We start from the raw sequence: 22,088 nt of genomic DNA, 5'->3' as shown, positions 1-22,088 counted from the left end.
TTTACAGGTCTGATAAACGGTACGGCGCAGATGCCTTGTCCAACTTACGCTCGTTGGTAGGCCCGATAAGCTAGCGCCATCGGGCAAGCAATTACCGTTACGGTTTCGCCACAAAGCCAATGGCTTCGTAAACGGCTTTCAGCGTTTCGGCCGCACGTGCGCTGGCTTTTTCCGCCCCGTCTTTCATCACCTTCTGCAAGAACGCTTCGTCGTTGCGGAAACGATGATAGCGCTCCTGCAACTCAGACAGCATTCCGGAAACCGCCTCCGCCACTTCGCCTTTCAAATGGCCATACATTTTACCTTCAAACTGTTTTTCCAGTTCAGGAATGCTCTGACCGGTCACGGCGGAAAGAATATCCAGCAGGTTAGAGACACCCGCTTTCTCTTTCACATCATAACGCACTACCGGCGGCTCGTCGGAGTCAGTGACCGCACGTTTGATTTTCTTCACTACCGATTTCGGATCTTCCAGCAGGCCGATCACGTTATTACGGTTATCGTCCGATTTGGACATTTTCTTTGTCGGCTCCAGCAGCGACATCACGCGCGCGCCGGATTTTGGAATAAACGGTTCCGGTACTTTGAAAATATCGCCATACAGCCCGTTGAAACGCTGGGCGATATCGCGGCTCAGTTCCAGATGCTGCTTCTGATCTTCGCCTACCGGCACCAGATTGGTTTGGTACAACAGGATGTCTGCCGCCATCAACACCGGGTAATCAAACAGGCCGGCGTTAATGTTTTCCGCATAGCGCGCAGATTTATCTTTAAACTGCGTCATACGGCTCAGCTCGCCGAAATAGGTATAGCAGTTTAGCGCCCAGCCAAGCTGCGCATGTTCCGGCACATGGGACTGAACGAAAATAGTGCTCTTTTCAGGATCAATACCACATGCCAGGTACAGCGCCAGCGTATCCAGCGTCGCTTTACGTAGCTGCTGCGCGTCCTGACGCACGGTAATAGCATGTTGGTCTACGATGCAGTAGATGCAATGATAGTCATCCTGCATGTTTACCCACTGACGCAATGCCCCCATATAGTTGCCAATGGTCAATTCACCTGAGGGCTGTGCGCCACTAAAAACGATGGGCTTAGTCATTTTTTATTTCCTGGTTATCGCTATGCGGAAGCCCAAGTGCGGGCAAAAGGTCGTTAAAACTGTCATAAATGACGTCCGGCTCGCTAAGGGCGATCGCTTCGCCATAATTGTAGCCGTATGTCAGGCCAACCGAAGGGCAGCCTGCCGCTTTTGCAGCCTGAATATCATTACGCGAATCGCCGACAAAAAGCATCTGCTCCGGCATCATGCCCAGCCGGCTTGCCACCAGCAACAGCGGCTCCGGATGCGGCTTCTTATTTTGCACATCATCGCCGCCGATAACCACACCAAAGTATTTGGCGATATCAAGCGATTCCAGCAACGGCGCGACGAACGGCGTCGGCTTATTCGTCACCAGACCTAATGACAATCCGCTGGCGTGCAGCGCGCCCAGCGTGTCGGCGACATGCGGAAATAAAAAAGTGCCTTCTTCCGCCACTTCGCCATAATACCTGTCGAACAGTTTACGCAGAATACGTACCTGTTCCTCGGCAGGAATATCTTCATCAACGGGCGATTTCCCCATCGTCTTACGCAGCGTGGCGCGCTCTTGGCGAGCCCAGGTCAGCGCGCGTTCCATCAATACGTCTGCGCCGTTACCAATCCAGGTAATTACGCGCTCCTCGCCCGCGACCGGCAGTTCCAGCGCATACAGCGCCATATCCACCGCCGCGGCAAGACCCGGCGCGCTATCCACCAGCGTGCCGTCAAGATCAAAGGCGACGCCCCGAATATTCTGCAACTTATTCATGACTTACCTTTGCCAGCTCACTGCGCATTTCATCAATCACTTTTTTGTAGTCGGGTTTATCGAAAATTGCCGACCCCGCAACAAACATGTCCGCACCTGCTGCTGCGATCTCGCCGATATTGTTCACCTTCACGCCGCCGTCCACTTCCAGGCGAATGTCGTAACCGGACGCATCAATGCGGCGACGCACTTCGCGCAGTTTATCCAGCGTCTGCGGAATAAAAGACTGGCCGCCGAAGCCTGGGTTCACGGACATCAGCAGGATCACATCCAGTTTGTCCATGACGTAATCGAGATAACTGAGCGACGTTGCCGGGTTGAATACCAGCCCCGCTTTACAGCCGTGTTCTTTAATCAGCTGTAGCGTGCGGTCAACATGTTCGGAGGCTTCCGGGTGAAAGGTAATGATGCTCGCGCCAGCGGCGGCAAAGTCGGGCACGATACGGTCGACTGGCTTGACCATCAGGTGGACATCAATAGGCGCGGTAATACCGTACTGACGCAGGGATTTCAGCACCATCGGGCCGATAGTCAGGTTCGGCACATAGTGATTATCCATGACGTCAAAGTGTACAACATCAGCACCGGCAGCCAGCGCTTTGGCGGTGTCTTCACCCAGGCGAGCAAAATCAGCCGACAGAATTGAGGGGGCAATCAAATACTGTTTCATCCGCTTCTCCTTGAGAATTATTTTCTTGCAGGCGTTGCGACTCCTGGTTGGTACAGAGCCAGCAGTTCGTCCACCTTTTTACGTGTGCCGCCGTTGCTGCTTATACTGCGTCTAACTTTGACGACATGCAATTTTGCGAGTTGATACCACTCGCGTGTGAGCGCCGTATCATGGTTGGAAATGAGCACCGGTATCCGGTTACTGACCAGATTCTCAGCGATTTCCGCCAGATGCGCTTGTTGCGTCAGGCTAAAACTATTGGTGTGATACGCTGTGAAGTTAGCCGTGGCGGACAACGGCGCATAAGGCGGATCGCAATAGACCACCGACGACTTGTCCGCACGCGCCATACTGTCTGCGTATGACTCACAGTAAAAGAACGCATTCTGCGCTTTTTCTGCAAAGTGGTACAACTCCGCTTCCGGGAAGTAAGGTCTTTTATAACGACCAAACGGTACATTAAATTCCCCGCGTAAGTTATAGCGACAGAGTCCGTTATAACCGTAGCGGTTCAGATATAAAAACAGTACCGCCCGACGAAAGGGGTCCTGGCAGGTGTTGAACTCCTCACGGAGTTGGTAATAGACCTCAGCCTGGTTAGTTTCAGGCATAAACAGCTCGCGCGAAGCCTGTACATACTCGTCAGTACGTAACTTCACGATGTTATAGAGGCTAATAAGGTCGCTGTTGATATCGGCGAGGATATAACGAGAAAAGTCGGTGTTAAGAAACACCGATCCGGCACCCACAAAAGGTTCGACAAGGCACTCGCCTTTTGGCAAATGTCGTTTGATATCATCAAGCAGAGGGTATTTTCCCCCTGCCCACTTCAAAAAAGCGCGATTTTTTTTCATGCTGACTAACTAATTACACCTTCTCCGGCTGTGGAGAAAGCTCCGACAGCATCCTGCGCTTTAGGCTGTGCCGCGTTGCTTTACGGCGCATTTGACGGTAGCAAATGCGCCCCTCGCGCCTGTCCTGAACAAAAATAGCTGTCAGCGACACTCACAGGCAATTGCAGGACACAGCCTGGATTATTTCAGATCGGCCTGAACCTGATGCAACGGTTTTGCCCACGGGTTTTTCGCCTGCACATCGGCAGGTAAGGTGGACACCGCACGTTTAGCATCTTCTTTCGAAGCATACATCCCCGTTACCAGCACATACCACGGTTGTCCATTACGCGTCGTCTCGTATACCACATAATTTTTCAGGTTCTCTTTCTTCGCCCAACCGTTCAGGTTGTCGTAATTTGAAGAACTACTGAGCTGCAATGTGTAGTGGCTGGATGGCGCGCTCTTTAATGCGCCAACGTTGCCGGCGCTTTTCCCGCCGCCTGCGACAGGCGTCGTCGAGGCTTGCGCTGGCTTCGCGGTTTGTACCGGCGCAGCGCTTGCCGTCGCTGTCGGCGCAGCCGTCGTGGTGGTCGCTTTCGGCGTCGCGGCTGGCGCTGCCGGTTCCGTGCGTTTCACTGGCGCGACCGGTTTCTTCGGTTCCGCAGTGGTGGTTTTCGCCGTGGTCTGCGGTTTCTTAGGTTCAATGACGGCCTGTTTACGTTCCGGACGCGTGGTATGACGCTCGGCAGGTTCGCTAACCGCCGCCTGACGCGTCGTGCTGCCATTGCGAACTGGCGCGACGGTTGCAGGCTCTGTCGGCAACGTAGAGTTCACCGCAACATTGTTCATCTGCTCTGGATTCTGCGTCAGCGCATTATTCAGATCGCCCTGCACTTCCACGAGCTGCTGACCGTCAGCGACCACAGGCGACTGTCCCTGCGTCGGCGTTGAAGAAATCGGCGGCAACGAAATATCCTGCGACGTATTGCCCGCGGTTTGTTCTGCGGAGGTGGCGCCCGGCGCAGGCTGGGTCGCATTCGCCTGGTCGGCGGCGTTACCGGAAAGATCGATACTCTTTTCGCCAGAGGCCGACGGCTCGCTGGAAGACGTTGAGGGGGCTTTCAGCGCGGAGCCGATACCGATAATCAACAGCAGCAGCACCAGTACGCCAACGCCCATCATCATGTACTGACGAGAGGCTGGCTTATGGGCCGCTTTTTTACGCTTACGTGGGCGGCGTTCAACACGCTCTTCGTCCACCGTATCGTCTTCATCGGATTCGTACTCTTCTTCAACTTCAGGTTCTTCACTACGCGCTTTACGCGTACGCGTCGGACGGCGATCGTCGGCATCCAGATCAACGTCATCAAAGTTGATCTGCGGTTCACTATCGCGTTCTGAAGATTGACGAGAACGACCAGTACGACGATCGCTGGGATCGGGTTTCAGCTCGTCTTCTGGTTTGAATTCATCCATTTAACACCCCACTCAAAGGTTAATGCTTACGACATTGCACATAACCTGAAGCTAAAAGACTGACAGCTACGCAATATCAGTCTGACCTTTCTTGTTGTTACGCCTGCTGACAGTCAGCAATCGCGCTAAGAACGACTTCGTGCGACACTCCGCCGCGCACTTCACTTTTCCCTATGGCCAGCGGAAGCACTAAACGCAGCTCCCCCGCTAACACTTTTTTATCTCGCAGCATGTGCGGCAAATAGTCCTGCGCGGACATCTCGCAAGGGCCATTGACTGGCAACCCGGCCCGTTCGAGTAGCGCGATGATGCGCTGCGTATCAGCAGAACTGAACTGCCCCAAACGCTCGGATGCGCGCGCAGCCATCACTATACCTGCGGCAACGGCTTCACCATGTAACCAATTGCCATATCCCATTTCCGCTTCAATGGCGTGGCCAAAGGTATGCCCAAGATTCAGTAAAGCACGTAAGCCCGCTTCACGCTCGTCGGCGGCAACAACTTCGGCTTTCAGCTCGCAACAACGACGAATACAGTACGCCATCGCCGGGCCGTCCAGACGCAATAGCGCATCCAGATTATCCTCAAGCCAGGTGAAGAAGTCCGCGTCGAGTATAATGCCGTATTTGATCACCTCTGCCAGTCCCGATGCCAGTTCGCGTGCGGGAAGCGTTTTCAGGCAATCAAGATCGACAACCACAGAAGCGGGTTGGTAAAACGCGCCAATCATGTTTTTGCCAAGGGGATGGTTGACGGCGGTTTTCCCGCCCACGGAAGAATCAACCTGCGACAGTAAGGTAGTTGGCACCTGGATGAAACGAACGCCTCGCTGGTAGCTGGCCGCCGCAAAACCGGTGAGATCGCCAATCACGCCGCCGCCAAGCGCGACCAGCGTGGTATCACGACCATGCGGTTTTTTCAGTAACGCCGTAAACACCGTATCCAGCACCGTCAGGCTCTTATACTGCTCGCCGTCAGGAAGAATCACGCTGTCTACGTTAACGCCCGCCCGTTCGAGTACGCCGCGAACCTTGTCCAGATAAAGCGGCGCCAGGGTTTCGTTGGTCACTAACATGACCTGATCGCCTGATTTCAGCGGCAAGAATGAAGCTGGTTCGTTAAACAAACCAGCCGCGATGGTGATCGGGTAACTACGTTCCCCGAGAGTGACTGTAATCCTCTCCATGACGCGACATCCACCTTAGTTACTTGTGCCCGCTTACCCAGCGTATTCTGCTTGAATTAGTTGCTTTCCAGCATATGAATAATCTGGTTTGCCACAACCTTAGCGCTTTGATCGTCGGTGCGAATGGTGACGTCGGCAATCTCTTCGTACAGCGGATTGCGTTCGTTAGCCAGCGCTTCCAGAACTTCGCGAGGCGGTGCTTCAACCTGCAACAGCGGGCGTTTTTTATCACGCTGCGTGCGCGCCAGTTGTTTTTCGATGGTCGTTTCAAGGTAGACCACGACGCCACGCGCGGAGAGACGGTTACGCGTTTCACGCGATTTTACAGAGCCACCGCCGGTTGCCAGCACAATACCCTGTTTTTCCGTCAATTCGTTGATAACTTTTTCTTCACGATTACGGAAGCCGTCTTCACCTTCAACATCGAAGACCCAGCCCACATCAGCTCCGGTTCGTTTCTCAATCTCTTGATCAGAATCGTAAAATTCCATATTGAGTTGTTGAGCTAACTGGCGCCCAATAGTGCTTTTTCCGGCACCCATAGGCCCAACCAGAAAGATATTGCGTTTCTCTGCCATTTTTTCGGTACTACTAAGACTATTCGTTAATGGTAAACCCGCTTCACAGACACCCAGCGCAGCAGGACATGAACTGAAACCTCATAAGATATTGCGAGAGTCAGACTGAAAATTATCTCAATACTCAAGCGGGTTTGGCAACTGAATAAATCACCAAGCCTGATTGTTGCAAAACCCGAGTTAGCGTTGCCGAATGGCGACCAGAACAACATATCCGGCCTACAAATTGCTCTACTTTCAAACAATTGTGCGCAATCCGCAGAACCAATACGTCTGCATCAGCGGACATTCAGCCGTTTATCATCGGTCTTATGCACACCTTCGGCAAGGCAAAGCGCATTAATCAATGCGTAAGCAACGAAAAGCACGACTCTCAAATCGGTACTCCTTGTATGCTAAATACATCCGCACGTCAAATCCCGCAGATGCGTTCAGTGCAAAAACAGCGCTTTTTTATGCATAAATTATTCTGTCGCCACCAGTCTGGGGGTGATAAACACCACTAATTCGCGTCGCTCGTCCTCTTTACCGTCATGGCGGAAGAGCTGACCAAGCCAGGGAATATCCCCCAACAGCGGCACGCTATCGCTACCCGATTTATTTTTTCGCGAAAAAATACCGCCCAGCGCCAGCGTCTCGCCGCTTTTTACCTCTACCTGCGTTTCAATTTCCTGTTTATCTATCGCCAGCACTTCGCCGTCAGCCTGTTGTAGTACCTGACCGGGGACATTCTGGCTGATATGTAACTTCAGGCGGATGCGCCCTTTTTGCAAAACGGTGGGCGTCACCTCCATTCCCAGCACCGCTTCTTTAAATTCCACGGAGGTCGCGCCGCTTTCGCCGCTGGAAACCTGATAAGGAATTTCGCTGCCTTGCTTGATACTGGCTGGCTGTAGATGCGAAGCCAGCAGCCGGGGGCTGGCGATAATATCCAACTGCTGCTTTTGCTCCAGCGCTGACAGCTCCAGATCCAGCAAGCGTCCGTTAATGCGCCCGATGTTAAACCCGACGCGTGAGGTGGCGGCGGCGACGGATAAATCACTGGAAAGCGTCGTCACGTCACCCACCGCGCCCGCTTGCGTCGCGTCAGCCAGCGTCCACTTTACGCCCAGTTCCCGTAGACTCTTTTCGTTAATGGTAACGATATGCGCCGCCAGCTCCACCTGCGCCACCGGCAGATCCATTTGCGATACCCATTTTTCCAGCTCCGCAAGGGCCGCGCGGTTATCGCGCAACAGCAGGCGGTTGGTGCGCTTATCTACCATGATGGTTCCCTTCGCGCTCAGGAGTTTCTCGCCCGCTTTCGCCAGTTCGCCGGCATCGGCGTATTGCAGGTTAATGCTGCGGTTTTCCAGCGGTAAATTAGCCTGAAGCCTTAACCGCTCGGCATCCTGCCGCGCACTGTGTTCTTTCTGCCAGGCCTGTGAATGAACATGGAGAATATTCCCCTCCTGACGTAGCACCAGCCCCGCGCTATTGACCACCGTCTGTAGCGCCTGTTTCCACGGCACATCCGTCAGATGTAGCGATAATGTCCCGCTGACGTCCGGCGACACCACCAGATTCTGCCGCTCCTGCTCGGCTAAAGTCTGCAAAACCTGCACCACAGGGACGTCATCAACCACCAGCGTCACTTTCGCCGCTTTTCCCGCCTGCGCGGCGGGCATCAAGGCTATCAGTATTATGGCTATCCATCGCTTCATTGTCCGCTCCCTGACGTAGCCACCGCCACTGCGGCGGCGCACAATTTTTACCGGTCGTTAACGTTAAGGCTTCCGCCGTCAGGTGGACAATCGTCCAACCGTTTTCCAGCGTCTGCCCTTCTTCCACTCGCCGCCATTTTTGCTGGCTGTCTTTAAGAATGCCTGTCCATCGCTCGCCTTTACGCACCGCGCCCTGATACCGCCACTGCGAGAGTTCGGCTATCCGGCAGCGATCTTCCGGCGGGCGGAAGGGATCGCGCATTCCCGTCAACGTCAGCAAACAAAAACAGAGCAATACACCGCAGCTAACCTTCATTCGCCAGGCGCTCCAGTTGCAACGTCATCAATAATTCCGCCCCCTCTTTACGCAATGAAAACCGACTTACGATCATCTCGCTTTCGGCCAACCGGACAAACAGCGACGGCACCGCATCCCAGGACGTTTTCAGCGCCATTTCTCCCCCCTGCGCCGATGGCTGCCAGTGCAGCAAACGCAGGGGAGGCGCCTGGAAATCTAACGGCGAAAAAGGACGCGGATTTTCAACGGTGCCCCCGAAAAGCGGTTCAGCCGCGACGCTCAGGCGGCGCAGATGACGCCACTGTTGCCGGGCGGCCTCGCGCTGCTGGCTTAACCGCGTTTGTTGCGTATCCAGCGTTTTCCAGCCGGGATAGCCCACAGATAACGCAACCGTCAGCGTCAGGCACAGCACGCCTGCACACCAACAAAAAACCCGACCACGGCGCGACATCCCGTACCAGAGATCAAAGAGCGCGTTCACGGGCGGCGCTCCTCGTTAACTGATAATGGAACTGCCAGCGCCCTTGCGCATCCTGCCGCGTGGCGCCCGTGCGGTTTAGCGGAAAACTGACATAGTGACGAAGCGATGTCTCAAGCGTGAGCAGGGCGTCAAACGTTCTCGCCAGCCCTTCCAGCTCTAGCGTCTCTTGCTGATAATTGAGGCTTGTCAGCCATGCCTGTTCTGGCAACAGGTTGGCAAGGTCAGTCAAGATAGATTGCCATGCTTGCGTCAGTTCACGCTGCGCCTGACGTTGTAATCGCGCCTGTTGCTGTCGCTGACGCTGCTGCAACTGCGGTATGTTCGCCGCAAGCGCCGTCGTGCGTCCGTTTTCCGCCGTCAGTAGCAGTTCATTAATCCTCCCCTCCTGCCAAAAAACCAACCGGGCGATCGTCGCGAGGCTTGCTATCAGCAGCAGGGACGCGCCCCATACCACGCACCACAGCCGCAGACGCGCTACGTAATGTTGGCGCCGCCAGGGGAGCAAATTGACAGAATGCGCCATCAGCGTATCTCCCCTATGGCTAAACCCAGCGCAATCGCAAAGCGATAACCGTCCGGCGGAACCGGCGGTTGGCGGACGGTTACGGCACGCCAGGGGTCGAATTCGCCCTCGGCGCATAATGAAATATGTTCCGGCACGACGGATAATGTTGCGGCAAGGTCATGCAGCGTCGTCGCCTCTCGCGCCGATTTACGCCCCCACGCATAGCGCGTCGCCCACAGCCACTGGCTCTCATCGCGCCAGACCAGACATTGCCGCCCCGAAGGTATAAACGGCAGCAAGCGCTGTAACGCGCAGGCATCGGGCGTTACAGCAGCGATGCGCACATTGAGCGTTTGCGCCAGCGTTAACAGCGCTGAAATTTCTTTGCTTTGCACGGCGGTAACGTTGAACGCGGGGCTCAGCGCATCGTCCTGAAAGTCGAAACGCAATAAGTCCGGATCCATATCCAGCTCACGCGCCATCGTTTGTGAAAGCCATGCGACTTGCTCACGTTCCCGCAGACGCATCGGCGGATGTGGAAAAGCGCGTTGCAATGTCCGATTTGCGGGAAAAGAGAGATAAATACGGTGACGTAGCGGCAGCTCACGGCTCCAGGGTCGCAGTACGTGAGCCAGCGATTGCGGGTCAGGAATCGTACCCTCTGCCGTGGAGGCGTTCACCAGCGGCAGTCGCCACCAACGTTGCAGGGACCAGCCCGATGCGCCGCGAATAACGGCGATGGCCAGCGCTTCATGCTGCTGAATATGCAATCCTATTTGCCAGGTTTTAAAAGCCATAACGGTCGATCTCCTTATCACCCGTCGCGTTAACGGGTATATCAATGCGTCTGGCTTGCCTTTATACTACCGCGCGTTTGTTTATAAACTGCCCAAATGACACTAAATGGGAAATCTCCAGTGAAGTTCGTAAAGTATTTATTGATCCTTGCAGTATGTTGCATCCTGCTGGGAGCAGGCTCGATTTATGGCCTTTATCGCTATATTGAGCCACAGCTACCTGACGTCGCGACATTGAAAGATGTGCGTTTGCAAATTCCGATGCAGGTTTACAGCGCGGATGGCGAACTTATCGCGCAATATGGCGAAAAACGTCGTATTCCCGTTACGCTCGATCAAATTCCGCCGGAAATGATCAACGCCTTTATCGCCACCGAAGATAGCCGCTTTTATGAGCATCACGGCATTGACCCGGTAGGTATTTTCCGTGCGGCCAGCGTCGCGCTCTTCTCCGGTCACGCATCGCAGGGAGCAAGTACCATTACCCAGCAACTGGCGCGAAACTTCTTCCTTAGCCCCGAACGCACGCTGATGCGCAAGATCAAGGAAGCGTTTCTGGCGATTCGTATTGAGCAGTTGCTGAATAAAAATGAGATCCTCGAACTCTATCTGAACAAGATCTATCTCGGCTACCGCGCCTATGGCGTTGGCGCGGCGGCACAGGTCTACTTTGGTAAGACGGTTGACCAGCTTAGTCTAAGCGAAATGGCGGTTATCGCCGGACTACCTAAAGCGCCTTCTACCTTTAACCCGCTCTACTCGATGGATCGGGCGATAGCGCGCCGTAACGTAGTGCTTTCGCGAATGTTAAGCGAGGGATATATCACTCAGGCGCAGTACGATCAGGCCCGTAGCGAACCTATCGACGCAAATTATCACGCGCCGGAAATCGCCTTCTCCGCGCCTTATCTGTCGGAAATGGTGCGCCAGGAAATGTATAACCGTTATGGCGAAAGCGCCTACGAAGATGGTTATCGTATTTACACGACCATCACCCGCAAAGTGCAGCAGGCCGCGCAACAGGCGGTGCGTAATAACGTGCTGGACTATGACATGCGCCACGGTTATCGCGGCCCGGCGAATGTGCTATGGAAAGTGGGCGAAACGGCATGGGACAGTAAAAAAATTACCGATACGTTGAAAGCGTTGCCAACCTACGGACCGCTGCTTCCCGCCGTGGTCACCAGCGCTAATCCGCAAGAGGCGACCGCTGCGCTTGCCGACGGTACGTCCGTTTCGCTACATATGGAAGGAATGCGTTGGGCGCGGCCTTACCGCTCGGATACACAGCAGGGGCCGACGCCGCGTAAAGTTACCGATGTCGTCCAGACAGGTCAGCAAATCTGGGTTCGTCAGGTGGATAACGACTGGTGGCTGGCGCAGGTACCGGAAGTGAACTCCGCGCTGGTTTCGCTTAACCCGCAAACAGGCGCGGTACTGGCGCTGGTCGGCGGTTTCGATTTTAATCAGAGTAAATTTAACCGCGCGACGCAAGCTTTGCGTCAGGTGGGGTCGAACATCAAACCGTTCCTCTACACCGCCGCAATGGATAAAGGGCTGACGCTCGCCAGTATGCTCAACGATGTGCCGATTTCCCGCTGGGACGCCGGGGCAGGTTCAGACTGGCGTCCGAAAAACTCCCCGCCGCAGTACGCCGGACCGATTCGTTTACGCCAGGGGCTGGGGCAGTCGAAAAACGTGGTGATGGTACGCGCCATGCGCGCCATGGGCGTCGACTATGCGGCGGAGTATCTGCAACGCTTCGGCTTCCCGGCGCAGAATATCGTGCATACCGAATCGCTGGCGCTGGGCTCCGCCTCCTTCACGCCGATGCAGGTTGCGCGCGGTTATGCGGTGATGGCGAACGGCGGTTTCCTGATCGACCCGTATTTCATCAGCAAGATTGAGAACGATCAGGGCGGCGTGATCTTCGAAGCGAAACCGAAAATCGCCTGCCCGGAGTGCGATATCCCGGTCATTTACGGCAATACGCAGAAATCCGACGTGCTGGAAAACACCAATGTGGAAGAGGTCGCGGTTTCGCAAGAGCAGCAAAACAGCGCCGTACCGATGCCTGAGCTGGAACAGGCAAACCAGGCGCTGGTCGCGCAAAACGGCACGCAGGAGTACGCGCCGCATGTGATCAATACACCGCTGGCGTTTCTGATCAAAAGCGCGCTGAACACCAATATCTTCGGCGAACCCGGCTGGATGGGTACCGGCTGGCGTGCGGCGCGTGACCTTAAACGTCGCGATATCGGCGGCAAAACCGGTACAACCAACAGCTCGAAAGACGCATGGTTCTCCGGCTATGGCCCTGGCGTCGTCACTTCCGTATGGATCGGCTTTGACGATCACCGCCGTGATTTAGGCCGCACCACCGCTTCCGGCGCGATCAAAGATCAAATCTCCGGCTATGAGGGCGGCGCGAAGAGCGCGCAACCTGCATGGGACGCCTATATGAAAGCCGTGCTGGAAGGCGTGCCGGAACAGCCGCTAACGCCGCCGCCGGGCATCGTCACGGTGAATATCGACCGCAGTACCGGACAACTGGCGAGCGGCGGTAACAGCCGTGAAGAGTATTTCATCGAAGGCACGCAGCCGACACAACAGGCGGTACACGAGGTGGGAACTACCATTATTGATAATGGTGAAACACACGAACTGTTCTGATCAAAAAAGGCGCTCCGGCGCCTTTTTTATTGTGTTTAGCGGATGACGGCGAACGGGGAGACAAACTTTCCGTTGGCTTGATCAACGCCGCGCCATCAGGCAATTCGGCCCTGCGCTTTCAACCACTCGCGTACCAGAAACAGCGCGCTGACGTTGCGGGCCTCGTTAAAATCGGGGTCTTCCAGCAGATCCATTAAATGCGCCAGCGGCCAGCGTACCTGCGGCAATGGCTCAGGCTCGTCGCCTTCCAGCGACTCCGGATAGAGATCTTCCGCCACCACGATATTCATTTTGCTGGAAAAATAAGAGGGCGCCATGCTGAGTTTTTTTAAGAAGGTCAGGTTATGCGCGCCAAACCCGACCTCTTCTTTGAGCTCCCGGTTCGCCGCTTCAAAAACGGTCTCACCCGGGTCGATCAATCCTTTCGAGAAGCCCAGCTCATAGGATTCGGTTCCCACCGCATACTCACGAATAAGAATCAGATGCTCATCAACGATCGGCACAATCATTACCGCCTCACGGGTTGATGGTCGCATACGTTCATACACGCGACGCACGCCGTTGCTGAACTCCAGATCCACGCTTTCTACGTTAAACAGTCGGGATTGTGCGACGGTTTCCACTTTCAGAATGGTGGGTTTTTGTAATGATTTGCTCATTGTGAGAATCTTTGCAGTGTAATCTGTGGTCATTGTGCGACATACCGCACGGTTTCGGCAATGCGAATTGCCGTTTATTTACATTTATGTAACGTAATAAAAATTAATTCTTATTTCAAATTAAAAGTCAATAGGTTGAAATAACTCCAGGAATTTGCTGATATTCCGTTTTTGGTGGTATTGCTATGATTTGCCTTCACTGGGATGCGCTTTACAATGCTCAAGTTCAACTCCACGCTTGCCGATAGCCAACCACAGAAAAATGTTTATTGGACAGGGTGCGACTGACCACGCCTGACAGACTTAGTAAGATGGGGAAAGCATGAGCACCATTCTGATTTTTATAGCTGCTTTGCTGGCCTGCTCTCTACTGGCAATATGGCGGTTCCGGGTAAAGTCCAGACGAGGGAGCTTACCGTGGATCAGCGCCTTTCAGGACGCGCAAACGCGTAAACTGTTGCCCGAAGAGCGCAGCGCGGTAGAAAACTATCTCGATAACCTTAGCCAGATCCAGCAAGTTCCGGGGCCGACAGGCGCCAGTGCTGCGCCCATCTCGCTGACGCTGAACGCGGAAAGCAACAGTGTCGTGATACTGACCCACTCCATCACCCGCTACGGCATTACCACTGACGATCCTAATAAATGGCGCTACTACCTCGACTCCGTCGAAGTCCATCTGCCGCCTTTCTGGGAACAGTACATCAATGATGAAAACAACGTTGAGCTAATCCTCACGGATACGCTGCCGCTGGTGATCTCTTTAAACGGCCATACGCTGCAAGAGTATATGCAGGAGTCGCGTGGCTACGCGCTACAGAATACCGCCTCTACGCAGGCGTCGATTCGCGGCGAAGAGAGCGAGCAGATTGAGCTGTTGAATATCCGTCAGGAGACCCACGAAGAATATGCGCTCAGCCGCCCGGCTGGCTTGCGCGAAGCGTTGTTAATCGTCGCCTCCTTTTTGTTATTCTTTTTCTGCCTGATAACGCCAGACGTTTTTGTACCGTGGATGATAGGCGGCGCGATCCTGCTGCTGGCAGCCGGACTTTGGGGGCTTTTTGCGCCGCCGTCGAAAAGCGCGCTGCGGGAAATTCACTGTCTGCGGGGAACGCCCCGCCGCTGGGGACTGTTTGGGGAGAATAATCAGGAGCAGATTAACAATATTTCGCTGGGCATCATCGACCTTATTTACCCTGCCCACTGGCAACCCTACATTACGCAGGATCTTGGGCAACAAACGGATATTGATATTTACCTTGATCGCCATGTCGCGCGCCAGGGCCGGTTTTTATCCCTGCATGATGAAGTGAAAAACTTCCCGTTGCAGCACTGGTTACGCAGCACTGTTATTGCTATCGGTTCGCTGCTGGTGTTGTTTATGCTGCTGTTCTGGATCCCGCTGGATATGCCAATCAAGTTCACGCTATCGTGGATGAAAGGCGCGCAAACCATTGAAGCGACAACGGTAAAACAGCTTGAAAAAGCTGGCGTGCGGGTGGGCGATACGCTGCACCTGAGCGGTAAAGGAATGTGTAATATTCATTCCGGCGCGACCTGGAGCGGCCAGTCTAACTCACCGTTTATGCCGTTCGATTGCTCGCAAATCATCTGGAATGACGCGCCTGCGCTACCGCTGCCGGAATCAGACCTGGTGAATAAAGCGATGGCGCTAAGCCAGGCGGTAAATCGTCAGCTCCATCCAAAACCCGAAGACGACTCGCGTGTAAGCGCATCTTTACGCTCCGCGATCCAAAAATCGGGCATGGTATTATTAGATGACTTTGGCGATATTGTTCTGAAAACCGCTGATTTGTGCGCGGCGGAAGACGAGTGCGTGCGCCTGAAAAATGCGCTGGTTAATCTCGGTAACAGTAAGGACTGGAACGCGCTGGTGAAACGCGCGAACGCCGGCAAACTGGACGGCGTCAACGTGCTGCTACGCCCCGTAAGCGCAGAGTCGCTGGAAAATCTGGTCACGACCTCAACGGCGCCGTTTATTTCTCGCGAGACCGCGCGTGCCGCCCAGTCGCTGAATAGCCCCGCTCCCGGCGGATTCCTGATCGCCAGCGATGAAGGCAGCGAACTGGTTGATCAGGCCTGGCCGTCAACGCCGCTGTATGACTATCCCGCGCAGGAACAGTGGAGCGCCTTCCAGCGTCTGGCGCAAACGCTCATGCAGACGCCATTTAGCGCCGAGGGCATTGTCACCAGCGTGTATACCGATGCCAACGGTACGCAGCATATCAGCCTGCATCGTATCCCCGATAAATCCGGCTGGTGGCGTTACCTCGGTACCACGCTGCTGATGTTGGCAATGATAGTGAGCGCGGTCTACAACGGCATTCAGGCGTTCAGACGTTATCAACGCCACCGTACCCGTATGGCGGACATCCAGGAATACTATGAAAGCTGCCTCAATCCCAGGTTAACCGTCTCTCCGGAAAATCTCATCTGATAGCGCCGCCGTGCGACAGGGTATGCTACCCTGTCGCGCAAATTGCGTTACCCTGGAGTTCCCCATGCATATTGATATTGACTGGCAAAACGTGGATACCGTTTTGCTGGATATGGACGGCACGCTGCTCGATCTCGCGTTCGATAACTATTTCTGGCAAAAGCTGGTACCGGAAACCTACGGCGCGCAGCAGGGTATTTCGCCGCAGGACGCGCAGGAATATATTCGCCAGCAGTATCATGCCGTACAGCATACGCTAAACTGGTACTGTCTGGATTACTGGAGCGAGCGTCTGGGTCTGGATATTTGCGCCATGACGACGGCGCAAGGGCCGCGCGCCGTTTTGCGCGACGATACCGTACCGTTTCTGAATGCGTTAAAAGCCAGCGGAAAACGTCGGATTCTGCTCACCAATGCGCATCCACATAACCTGGCGGTGAAGCTGGAGCATACCGGTCTGGCCTCACACCTTGATTTATTACTTTCCACCCACACATTTGGTTATCCCAAAGAGGATCAGCGGTTATGGCGCGCTGTCACTGAGGAAACGGGAATAAGCGCAGAGAAAACGCTGTTTATCGATGACAGCGAACCGATTCTCGACGCCGCCGCCCGGTTTGGTATTCGCTACTGTCTTGGCGTGACGAATCCCGATTCCGGCCTGGCGGAAAAGCACTATACGCGCCATCCGTCCCTGAACGACTACCGCCGTCTGATCCCCTCGCTGATGTGAAGGAGACGCCATGAAAGAAAAGTCCTCCGTTGAGGTCAGACTGGATAAATGGCTGTGGGCCGCGCGTTTTTATAAAACCCGCGCGCTGGCCCGCGAGATGATTGAAGGCGGTAAGGTGCATTACAACGGCCAGCGCAGTAAGCCGAGCAAAATCGTCGAGCTGAACGCAACCCTTACCCTGCGTCAGGGAAATGACGAACGGACGGTGATCGTTAAAGCCATCACCGAACAGCGCCGTCCGGCCAGCGAAGCCGTCGCTCTGTATGAAGAGACGGCGGAAAGCGTGGAAAAACGCGAAAAAATGGCGCAGGCGCGCAAGCTTAACGCCCTGACCATGCCGCATCCGGACAGGCGACCGGACAAGAAAGAGCGCCGCGACCTGTTACGATTTAAACACGGCGACAGCGAATAACTGTCACCCGCAAGAGAGATGATTATGCCGCAACATGACCAATTACATCGTTATCTGTTTGAAAACTTTGCCGTTCGCGGCGAGCTGGTGACCGTTTCGGAAACCTTGCAACAGATCCTCGACAATCATACCTACCCGCAGCCGGTGAAAACCGTACTGGCCGAACTGCTGGTCGCCACTAGCCTGCTGACCGCAACGCTGAAGTTTGCCGGTGACATTACGGTACAGCTCCAGGGCGACGGGCCGTTAAGCCTGGCGGTGATCAATGGCAATAATCAGCAGCAGATGCGTGGCGTGGCTCGCGTTCAGGGCGATATCCCTGACAATGCGGATCTCAAAACGCTGGTTGGCAACGGCTATCTGGTGATCACCATTACGCCGGAAGAGGGTGAACGCTATCAGGGCGTGGTGGGTCTGGAAGGCGATACTCTGGCGGCGTGCCTGGAAGATTACTTCCTGCGCTCCGAGCAGTTGCCGACGCGCCTGTTTATCCGTACCGGCGATGTCGACGGTAAACCGGCGGCAGGTGGAATGTTGCTTCAGGTGATGCCGGCACAGAACGCGCAGGCGGAGGATTTCGACCATCTGGCTATGTTGACGGAAACCATTAAAAGCGAAGAGCTGCTGACGTTACCGGCAAATGACGTGCTGTGGCGTTTGTATCACGAAGAAGAAGTCACGCTCTACGATCCGCAAAATGTTGAATTCAAATGCACCTGTTCACGCGAACGTTGCGCGGGCGCGCTGAAAACATTGCCGGATGAAGAAGTGGACAGCATTCTGGCGGAAGAAGGCGAAATCGATATGCACTGCGATTACTGCGGCAATCATTATCTGTTCAATGCGATGGATATCGCGGAGATCCGTAACAATGCCTCTCCTGCCGATCCACAGGTTCATTAATCGCCTCGTAGTCGGCAACGTCATTGCCTGATGGCGCTGCGCTTATCTGGCCTACAGCATCCCGCTCCGTAGGCCGGATAAGGCATTTATGCCGCCATCCGGCAAAAAGCTTACTCGTTGTAGTAATCCACATCCAACCGCTTACCATTAACAATGATATCGCGCCAGGCTTTGGGGGCTGAGTCTAACTGATGCCCGGCAATCGCGTGCAACAGTTGCGTCTTAGAAAACCCGTCCGGCAATCGGGCGAACGCTTTCTGCGTCCATTTCCCCTCTTTTAAGCCGTAGACCTGGCTCTCGGCAACAATAAAGTTATACAGCACCTGCTCAGGCTGACCGTCACCGTTAAGATCCTGACTCACCAGCACGCAGGCATCCGGTTCAAGACAGGAATCGTCCGAATAACTCTGCTCTTTGACAAACGCCCAAAATGCGGCATCCGGCTTCTGGCTACCGGGCGCAATCATCACCACCCGCGCTAAATCGTCCGCCGTCGGAGAGACCTTATTTCTCTGCAAAAACGTCATCAGTTCACGATTGCGCTTTCTGTTCTGCGTAAACGCCTCGTCATCCCGCAACGATTTCAGCGCTTCCTGGCCAGGTTTGCCGCTGTGATCCAGCATATACAGGCTGATCTGATCCGCAGTAATTTTACCACTATGGTAACGCGCCATATGGCTGTTGACGCTAATACGCCAGACATCAAGTACAGGCGAGGCCAGCAACAGCAATATCACCAGCGTCAACAAAGAGACGCTCAGTATCACCTTGCCTTGCCACTCACCAGGGTCGCGTCCGCGGCGTAACAGACCGATCAGATAACCGAAGGACCATACCAGCAAGACAGACACCGTCAGCGCGCCATACAGACGATCCGGCGTCCAGCCGTATTGCTGAATACGTACCCATAACGCCCAGCCCGCCAGCAGCATATATATCGGGGCAACGCACAGCGAGGCGCTAATCATGCCGCGTAGTACGCGCGGATAGGGTAATACGCGCTTTTGCGGTTCGTTGACAATCGCCACGAGGAGCAGCAGCATCAGCGTCAGCGTGGATAGCAGCCCCGCAGCGGAAACACGCGCAGAAATCGCCTCCAGTCCGGTAAAGGGTAACGTCACAATAAACAGCAATGCCAGCAGCGACACCACCGGCAGTAAACCCGTCGCGATCAGCGTCAGCAGCTTTTGCACCGCCGCCACAAGGCGCGACTGCGTGCGGGCGAGAATGACCGCCAGCGCCGTAATCAGGCCGATGGTCACATAAATAAAGGCTTCAGTTTCAAAGAAAAGGGTGCTGAAAAAGCGGATGCCCACCAGCCTGAATAGCGCGCTCCAGAGCAGAAGCACCAGCCAGAACAGTCCGTTGGCGACCAGGACGATAAACAATGTCAGTACGTTATGCCATAACCGCAGATAAAACTGGGGATAACGCGCCGAACCGGTTTGCGAATGTAACTGATATTGCATCCAGGGTAATACCAGCATCGCCATCAACACAAGCCGGAGACCATACAGCCAGAGGAGCTCGGCCAGGCGCCATTTCTCCACCGCCTCAACCTGCCATTTCAGCCAGCCGCTCATTGCCAGCACGACCACAAAGATCAGCCCCAGCCAGCCCCACAGCGCGCGCTGTTTAAAAGAGACCACGGTAAGCAATAGCATTGACGACAACGCTATCGTCGCAGGCATACCATAGAACAGCCAGTCGCTATTTTGTGGTACCAGCCAGGCCATCAGCAGGTAGCACAAGACGCCCTGCAGCAAACCGGTGAGCAACATACCCCAGCGAGTAGTACGTGAAAGCGCTACACTTTCCATGTCGTTATCCAGAATGATGAGAAAGCCGCATTATTGCATCATCTGTTCACCGCCAGGCGTCGTCATGCATAATTCAGAAAAAAACGCAGAGAGGTGAATCGATATTGTTAATGTTGGTGTTACGTAACTTTCTTACATGAATGCGATTACAGTCACATTATGTCGGTCAAAAACACTTCCTTTTAACGTTTTCAGAACATTTTCCACAACAAAAGTAGGTTTCCTGCCATAATAACCGCCGCTGCGTGACAGGAGTCACAGTGTTTTTCGTCAATCGTGATTTTGTCCAGATACGTAAATCTATGAGCCTTGTCGCGGTTAACCAACCTCAAAAAACCTTACTATTTTCGGTAATATATATTGGCTAAGGAGCAGTGATATGCGCGTTAACAATTTAACCCCGCAAGATCTCAAGGCTTATGGTATCAACGACGTCCAGGATATCGTTTACAATCCCAGCTACGACACCCTTTATCAGGAAGAACTTAATCCTGGTCTGGAAGGCTATGAGCGTGGCGTGTTAACTAACCTGGGCGCTGTTGCCGTTGATACCGGTATTTTTACCGGTCGTTCGCCTAAGGATAAGTATATTGTTCGCGACGACACCACGCGTGATACGCTGTGGTGGTCCGATAAGGGTAAAGGTAAAAACGATAATAAGCCGCTTTCCCAGGAAACCTGGCAACACCTGAAAGGTCTGGTGACGCATCAGCTTTCCGGTAAACGCTTATTCATTGTTGATGCGTTCTGCGGCGCAAATGCCGATACGCGTCTTTCCGTGCGCTTTATTACGGAAGTCGCCTGGCAGGCCCACTTCGTTAAAAATATGTTCATTCGCCCAACGGACGAAGAGCTGGTAGGCTTCAAACCTGACTTTATTGTCATGAACGGCGCGAAGTGCACCAACCCGCAGTGGAAAGAGCAAGGGCTGAACTCGGAAAACTTCGTGGCGTTCAACCTGACTGAACGTATTCAGCTTATTGGCGGCACCTGGTACGGCGGCGAAATGAAAAAAGGGATGTTCTCGGTAATGAACTACCTGCTGCCGCTCAAAGGTATCGCCTCAATGCACTGTTCCGCCAACGTGGGTGAAAAAGGCGATGTCGCGGTCTTCTTCGGCCTTTCCGGTACCGGAAAAACCACTCTCTCCACCGACCCGAAACGTCGTCTGATTGGCGATGATGAGCACGGTTGGGATGACGACGGCGTGTTCAATTTTGAAGGCGGCTGCTACGCCAAAACCATCAAACTGTCGAAAGAAGCGGAGCCAGAAATTTATCATGCGATTCGCCGTGATGCGTTGCTGGAAAACGTCACCGTACGCGAAGACGGCACCGTTGATTTCGACGATGGTTCCAAAACCGAAAACACCCGCGTCTCTTACCCGATCTATCATATCGATAACATCGTTAAGCCTGTGTCCAAAGCAGGTCACGCCACCAAGGTTATCTTCCTGACGGCGGACGCCTTCGGCGTGTTGCCACCGGTTTCCCGTTTAACCGCTAACCAGACGCAGTACCACTTCCTGTCAGGTTTCACCGCTAAACTGGCCGGCACCGAACGCGGCGTCACCGAACCGACCCCCACCTTCTCCGCCTGCTTCGGCGCCGCGTTCCTGACGCTGCACCCGACGCAGTATGCTGAGGTGCTGGTGAAACGTATGCAGGCAGCAGGCGCGCAGGCTTATCTGGTTAACACCGGCTGGAATGGCACCGGTAAACGTATCTCCATCAAAGATACGCGCGCGATTATCGACGCCATTCTGAACGGTTCTCTTGATAACGCGGAAACCTTCCGTCTGCCGCTGTTCGATCTGGCGATCCCGACTGAACTGCCAGGCGTGGATACCCACATTCTCGACCCACGTAACACCTACGCGTCGCCGGAACAATGGCAGGAAAAAGCCACCGCGCTGGCGAAACTGTTCATTGAGAACTTCGAGAAATATACCGATACCCCGGCGGGAGCAGCGCTGGTAAGCGCAGGTCCGAAGCTGTAAGGAACAGGCCGGATGGCGGCTTTGAACGGCGTCATCCGGCGTTGAGAAGAA

General features: G+C 54.4%; 20 protein-coding genes. 6 read left to right on the top strand and 14 right to left on the bottom strand.

The features are described 5' to 3' along the window. Positions 1-97: 97 nt before the first annotated feature. The 12 genes from trpS to J4617_RS16930 form a co-directional block, all read right to left on the bottom strand. A complete protein-coding gene (gene trpS, locus J4617_RS16985; protein ID WP_000165562.1) occupies positions 98-1,102 on the bottom strand; it encodes a tryptophan--tRNA ligase in 1,005 nt (334 codons plus the stop codon). Continuing rightward, the gene (gene gph, locus J4617_RS16980) at positions 1,095-1,853 is read right to left on the bottom strand and encodes a phosphoglycolate phosphatase (protein WP_017465349.1); all 759 of its coding nucleotides are present in this window, start codon (positions 1,851-1,853) and stop codon (positions 1,095-1,097) included. Before gph ends, trpS begins: the two co-directional genes overlap by 8 nt. Next, entirely contained in the window at positions 1,846-2,523 is a 678-nt protein-coding gene (gene rpe / locus J4617_RS16975; protein WP_000816285.1) for a ribulose-phosphate 3-epimerase, read from the bottom strand. Before rpe ends, gph begins: the two co-directional genes overlap by 8 nt. Before the next feature lie 17 nt (positions 2,524-2,540). Beyond that, complete coding sequence (gene dam / locus J4617_RS16970; RefSeq protein ID WP_000742132.1) at positions 2,541-3,377, bottom strand: adenine-specific DNA-methyltransferase; 837 nt, start codon at positions 3,375-3,377, stop codon at positions 2,541-2,543. A gap of 180 nt (positions 3,378-3,557) precedes the next feature. Continuing rightward, positions 3,558-4,835: a cell division protein DamX gene (gene damX / locus J4617_RS16965; protein ID WP_017465348.1), complete on the bottom strand. Its 1,278-nt coding sequence runs from the start codon at positions 4,833-4,835 to the stop codon at positions 3,558-3,560. A 97-nt stretch (positions 4,836-4,932) separates the two neighbouring features. Next, positions 4,933-6,021: a 3-dehydroquinate synthase gene (gene aroB / locus J4617_RS16960; protein WP_000439820.1), complete on the bottom strand. Its 1,089-nt coding sequence runs from the start codon at positions 6,019-6,021 to the stop codon at positions 4,933-4,935. 56 nt (positions 6,022-6,077) lie between these two features. Beyond that, positions 6,078-6,599 carry a shikimate kinase AroK gene (gene aroK, locus J4617_RS16955; RefSeq protein WP_000818621.1) on the bottom strand — a complete coding sequence of 174 codons (522 nt, stop codon included), beginning with the start codon at positions 6,597-6,599 and terminating at the stop codon, positions 6,078-6,080. A gap of 464 nt (positions 6,600-7,063) precedes the next feature. Further along, positions 7,064-8,302, bottom strand: a complete 1,239-nt coding sequence (hofQ, locus tag J4617_RS16950; RefSeq protein ID WP_001748862.1) for a DNA uptake porin HofQ — start codon at positions 8,300-8,302, stop codon at positions 7,064-7,066. Then, positions 8,217-8,618, bottom strand: a complete 402-nt coding sequence (locus J4617_RS16945) for a HofP DNA utilization family protein (protein WP_001748863.1) — start codon at positions 8,616-8,618, stop codon at positions 8,217-8,219. Before J4617_RS16945 ends, hofQ begins: the two co-directional genes overlap by 86 nt. After that, positions 8,608-9,081 (bottom strand): hypothetical protein, encoded by a 474-nt coding sequence (locus tag J4617_RS16940; protein WP_001748864.1) that lies wholly within the window; start codon positions 9,079-9,081, stop codon positions 8,608-8,610. The genes J4617_RS16945 and J4617_RS16940 overlap by 11 nt, the downstream gene beginning before the upstream one ends. After that, positions 9,065-9,604 (bottom strand): PilN domain-containing protein, encoded by a 540-nt coding sequence (locus J4617_RS16935; protein ID WP_000951390.1) that lies wholly within the window; start codon positions 9,602-9,604, stop codon positions 9,065-9,067. Before J4617_RS16935 ends, J4617_RS16940 begins: the two co-directional genes overlap by 17 nt. Next, positions 9,604-10,383, bottom strand: a complete 780-nt coding sequence (locus tag J4617_RS16930) for a hypothetical protein (RefSeq protein WP_017465347.1) — start codon at positions 10,381-10,383, stop codon at positions 9,604-9,606. The genes J4617_RS16935 and J4617_RS16930 overlap by 1 nt, the downstream gene beginning before the upstream one ends. 120 nt (positions 10,384-10,503) lie before the next feature. On the opposite strand from J4617_RS16930, the gene mrcA reads away from it, so the two are divergent. Continuing rightward, a complete protein-coding gene (gene mrcA / locus J4617_RS16925) occupies positions 10,504-13,056 on the top strand; it encodes a peptidoglycan glycosyltransferase/peptidoglycan DD-transpeptidase MrcA (protein WP_000673808.1) in 2,553 nt (850 codons plus the stop codon). A 95-nt stretch (positions 13,057-13,151) separates the two neighbouring features. On the opposite strand, the gene nudE is transcribed toward mrcA, so the two are convergent. Then, the gene (gene nudE / locus J4617_RS16920) at positions 13,152-13,715 is read right to left on the bottom strand and encodes an ADP compounds hydrolase NudE (RefSeq protein WP_000045725.1); all 564 of its coding nucleotides are present in this window, start codon (positions 13,713-13,715) and stop codon (positions 13,152-13,154) included. A gap of 322 nt (positions 13,716-14,037) precedes the next feature. On the opposite strand from nudE, the gene igaA reads away from it, so the two are divergent. The 4 genes from igaA to hslO all read left to right on the top strand — a co-directional run bounded on the left by igaA (position 14,038) and on the right by hslO (position 18,218). Continuing rightward, positions 14,038-16,170: an intracellular growth attenuator protein IgaA gene (gene igaA, locus J4617_RS16915; RefSeq protein ID WP_000104092.1), complete on the top strand. Its 2,133-nt coding sequence runs from the start codon at positions 14,038-14,040 to the stop codon at positions 16,168-16,170. 64 nt (positions 16,171-16,234) lie between these two features. Further along, positions 16,235-16,903 (top strand): GMP/IMP nucleotidase, encoded by a 669-nt coding sequence (yrfG, locus tag J4617_RS16910; protein WP_001520508.1) that lies wholly within the window; start codon positions 16,235-16,237, stop codon positions 16,901-16,903. A 10-nt stretch (positions 16,904-16,913) separates the two neighbouring features. Next, the gene (gene hslR, locus J4617_RS16905; protein ID WP_000660721.1) at positions 16,914-17,315 is read left to right on the top strand and encodes a ribosome-associated heat shock protein Hsp15; all 402 of its coding nucleotides are present in this window, start codon (positions 16,914-16,916) and stop codon (positions 17,313-17,315) included. A 24-nt stretch (positions 17,316-17,339) separates the two neighbouring features. After that, positions 17,340-18,218 carry an Hsp33 family molecular chaperone HslO gene (hslO, locus tag J4617_RS16900; protein ID WP_001673738.1) on the top strand — a complete coding sequence of 293 codons (879 nt, stop codon included), beginning with the start codon at positions 17,340-17,342 and terminating at the stop codon, positions 18,216-18,218. A gap of 110 nt (positions 18,219-18,328) precedes the next feature. Here the strand turns inward: hslO and J4617_RS16895 are convergent, their stop codons facing one another. Further along, positions 18,329-20,038 (bottom strand): DUF4153 domain-containing protein, encoded by a 1,710-nt coding sequence (locus tag J4617_RS16895; protein ID WP_017465346.1) that lies wholly within the window; start codon positions 20,036-20,038, stop codon positions 18,329-18,331. A gap of 379 nt (positions 20,039-20,417) precedes the next feature. On the opposite strand from J4617_RS16895, the gene pckA reads away from it, so the two are divergent. After that, positions 20,418-22,037: a phosphoenolpyruvate carboxykinase (ATP) gene (gene pckA, locus J4617_RS16890; RefSeq protein ID WP_017465345.1), complete on the top strand. Its 1,620-nt coding sequence runs from the start codon at positions 20,418-20,420 to the stop codon at positions 22,035-22,037. Positions 22,038-22,088: the final 51 nt, after the last annotated feature.

The organism is Salmonella sp. 32010601201800023SM, assembly GCF_017572235.1.
Taxonomy (GTDB): domain Bacteria; phylum Pseudomonadota; class Gammaproteobacteria; order Enterobacterales; family Enterobacteriaceae; genus Salmonella; species Salmonella enterica.
This window is presented reverse-complemented; position numbering and strand designations above follow the sequence as displayed.

Coding starts and splice junctions, on each gene's coding strand:
- trpS (WP_000165562.1), bottom strand. CDS start 1,102: ATGACTAAGCCCATCGTTTTTAGTGGCGCACAGCCCTCAGGTGAATTG.
- gph (WP_017465349.1), bottom strand. CDS start 1,853: ATGAATAAGTTGCAGAATATTCGGGGCGTCGCCTTTGATCTTGACGGC.
- rpe (WP_000816285.1), bottom strand. CDS start 2,523: ATGAAACAGTATTTGATTGCCCCCTCAATTCTGTCGGCTGATTTTGCT.
- dam (WP_000742132.1), bottom strand. CDS start 3,377: ATGAAAAAAAATCGCGCTTTTTTGAAGTGGGCAGGGGGAAAATACCCT.
- damX (WP_017465348.1), bottom strand. CDS start 4,835: ATGGATGAATTCAAACCAGAAGACGAGCTGAAACCCGATCCCAGCGAT.
- aroB (WP_000439820.1), bottom strand. CDS start 6,021: ATGGAGAGGATTACAGTCACTCTCGGGGAACGTAGTTACCCGATCACC.
- aroK (WP_000818621.1), bottom strand. CDS start 6,599: ATGGCAGAGAAACGCAATATCTTTCTGGTTGGGCCTATGGGTGCCGGA.
- hofQ (WP_001748862.1), bottom strand. CDS start 8,302: ATGAAGCGATGGATAGCCATAATACTGATAGCCTTGATGCCCGCCGCG.
- J4617_RS16945 (WP_001748863.1), bottom strand. CDS start 8,618: ATGAAGGTTAGCTGCGGTGTATTGCTCTGTTTTTGTTTGCTGACGTTG.
- J4617_RS16935 (WP_000951390.1), bottom strand. CDS start 9,604: ATGGCGCATTCTGTCAATTTGCTCCCCTGGCGGCGCCAACATTACGTA.
- J4617_RS16930 (WP_017465347.1), bottom strand. CDS start 10,383: ATGGCTTTTAAAACCTGGCAAATAGGATTGCATATTCAGCAGCATGAA.
- nudE (WP_000045725.1), bottom strand. CDS start 13,715: ATGAGCAAATCATTACAAAAACCCACCATTCTGAAAGTGGAAACCGTC.
- igaA (WP_000104092.1), top strand. CDS start 14,038: ATGAGCACCATTCTGATTTTTATAGCTGCTTTGCTGGCCTGCTCTCTA.
- yrfG (WP_001520508.1), top strand. CDS start 16,235: ATGCATATTGATATTGACTGGCAAAACGTGGATACCGTTTTGCTGGAT.
- hslR (WP_000660721.1), top strand. CDS start 16,914: ATGAAAGAAAAGTCCTCCGTTGAGGTCAGACTGGATAAATGGCTGTGG.
- hslO (WP_001673738.1), top strand. CDS start 17,340: ATGCCGCAACATGACCAATTACATCGTTATCTGTTTGAAAACTTTGCC.
- J4617_RS16895 (WP_017465346.1), bottom strand. CDS start 20,038: ATGGAAAGTGTAGCGCTTTCACGTACTACTCGCTGGGGTATGTTGCTC.
- pckA (WP_017465345.1), top strand. CDS start 20,418: ATGCGCGTTAACAATTTAACCCCGCAAGATCTCAAGGCTTATGGTATC.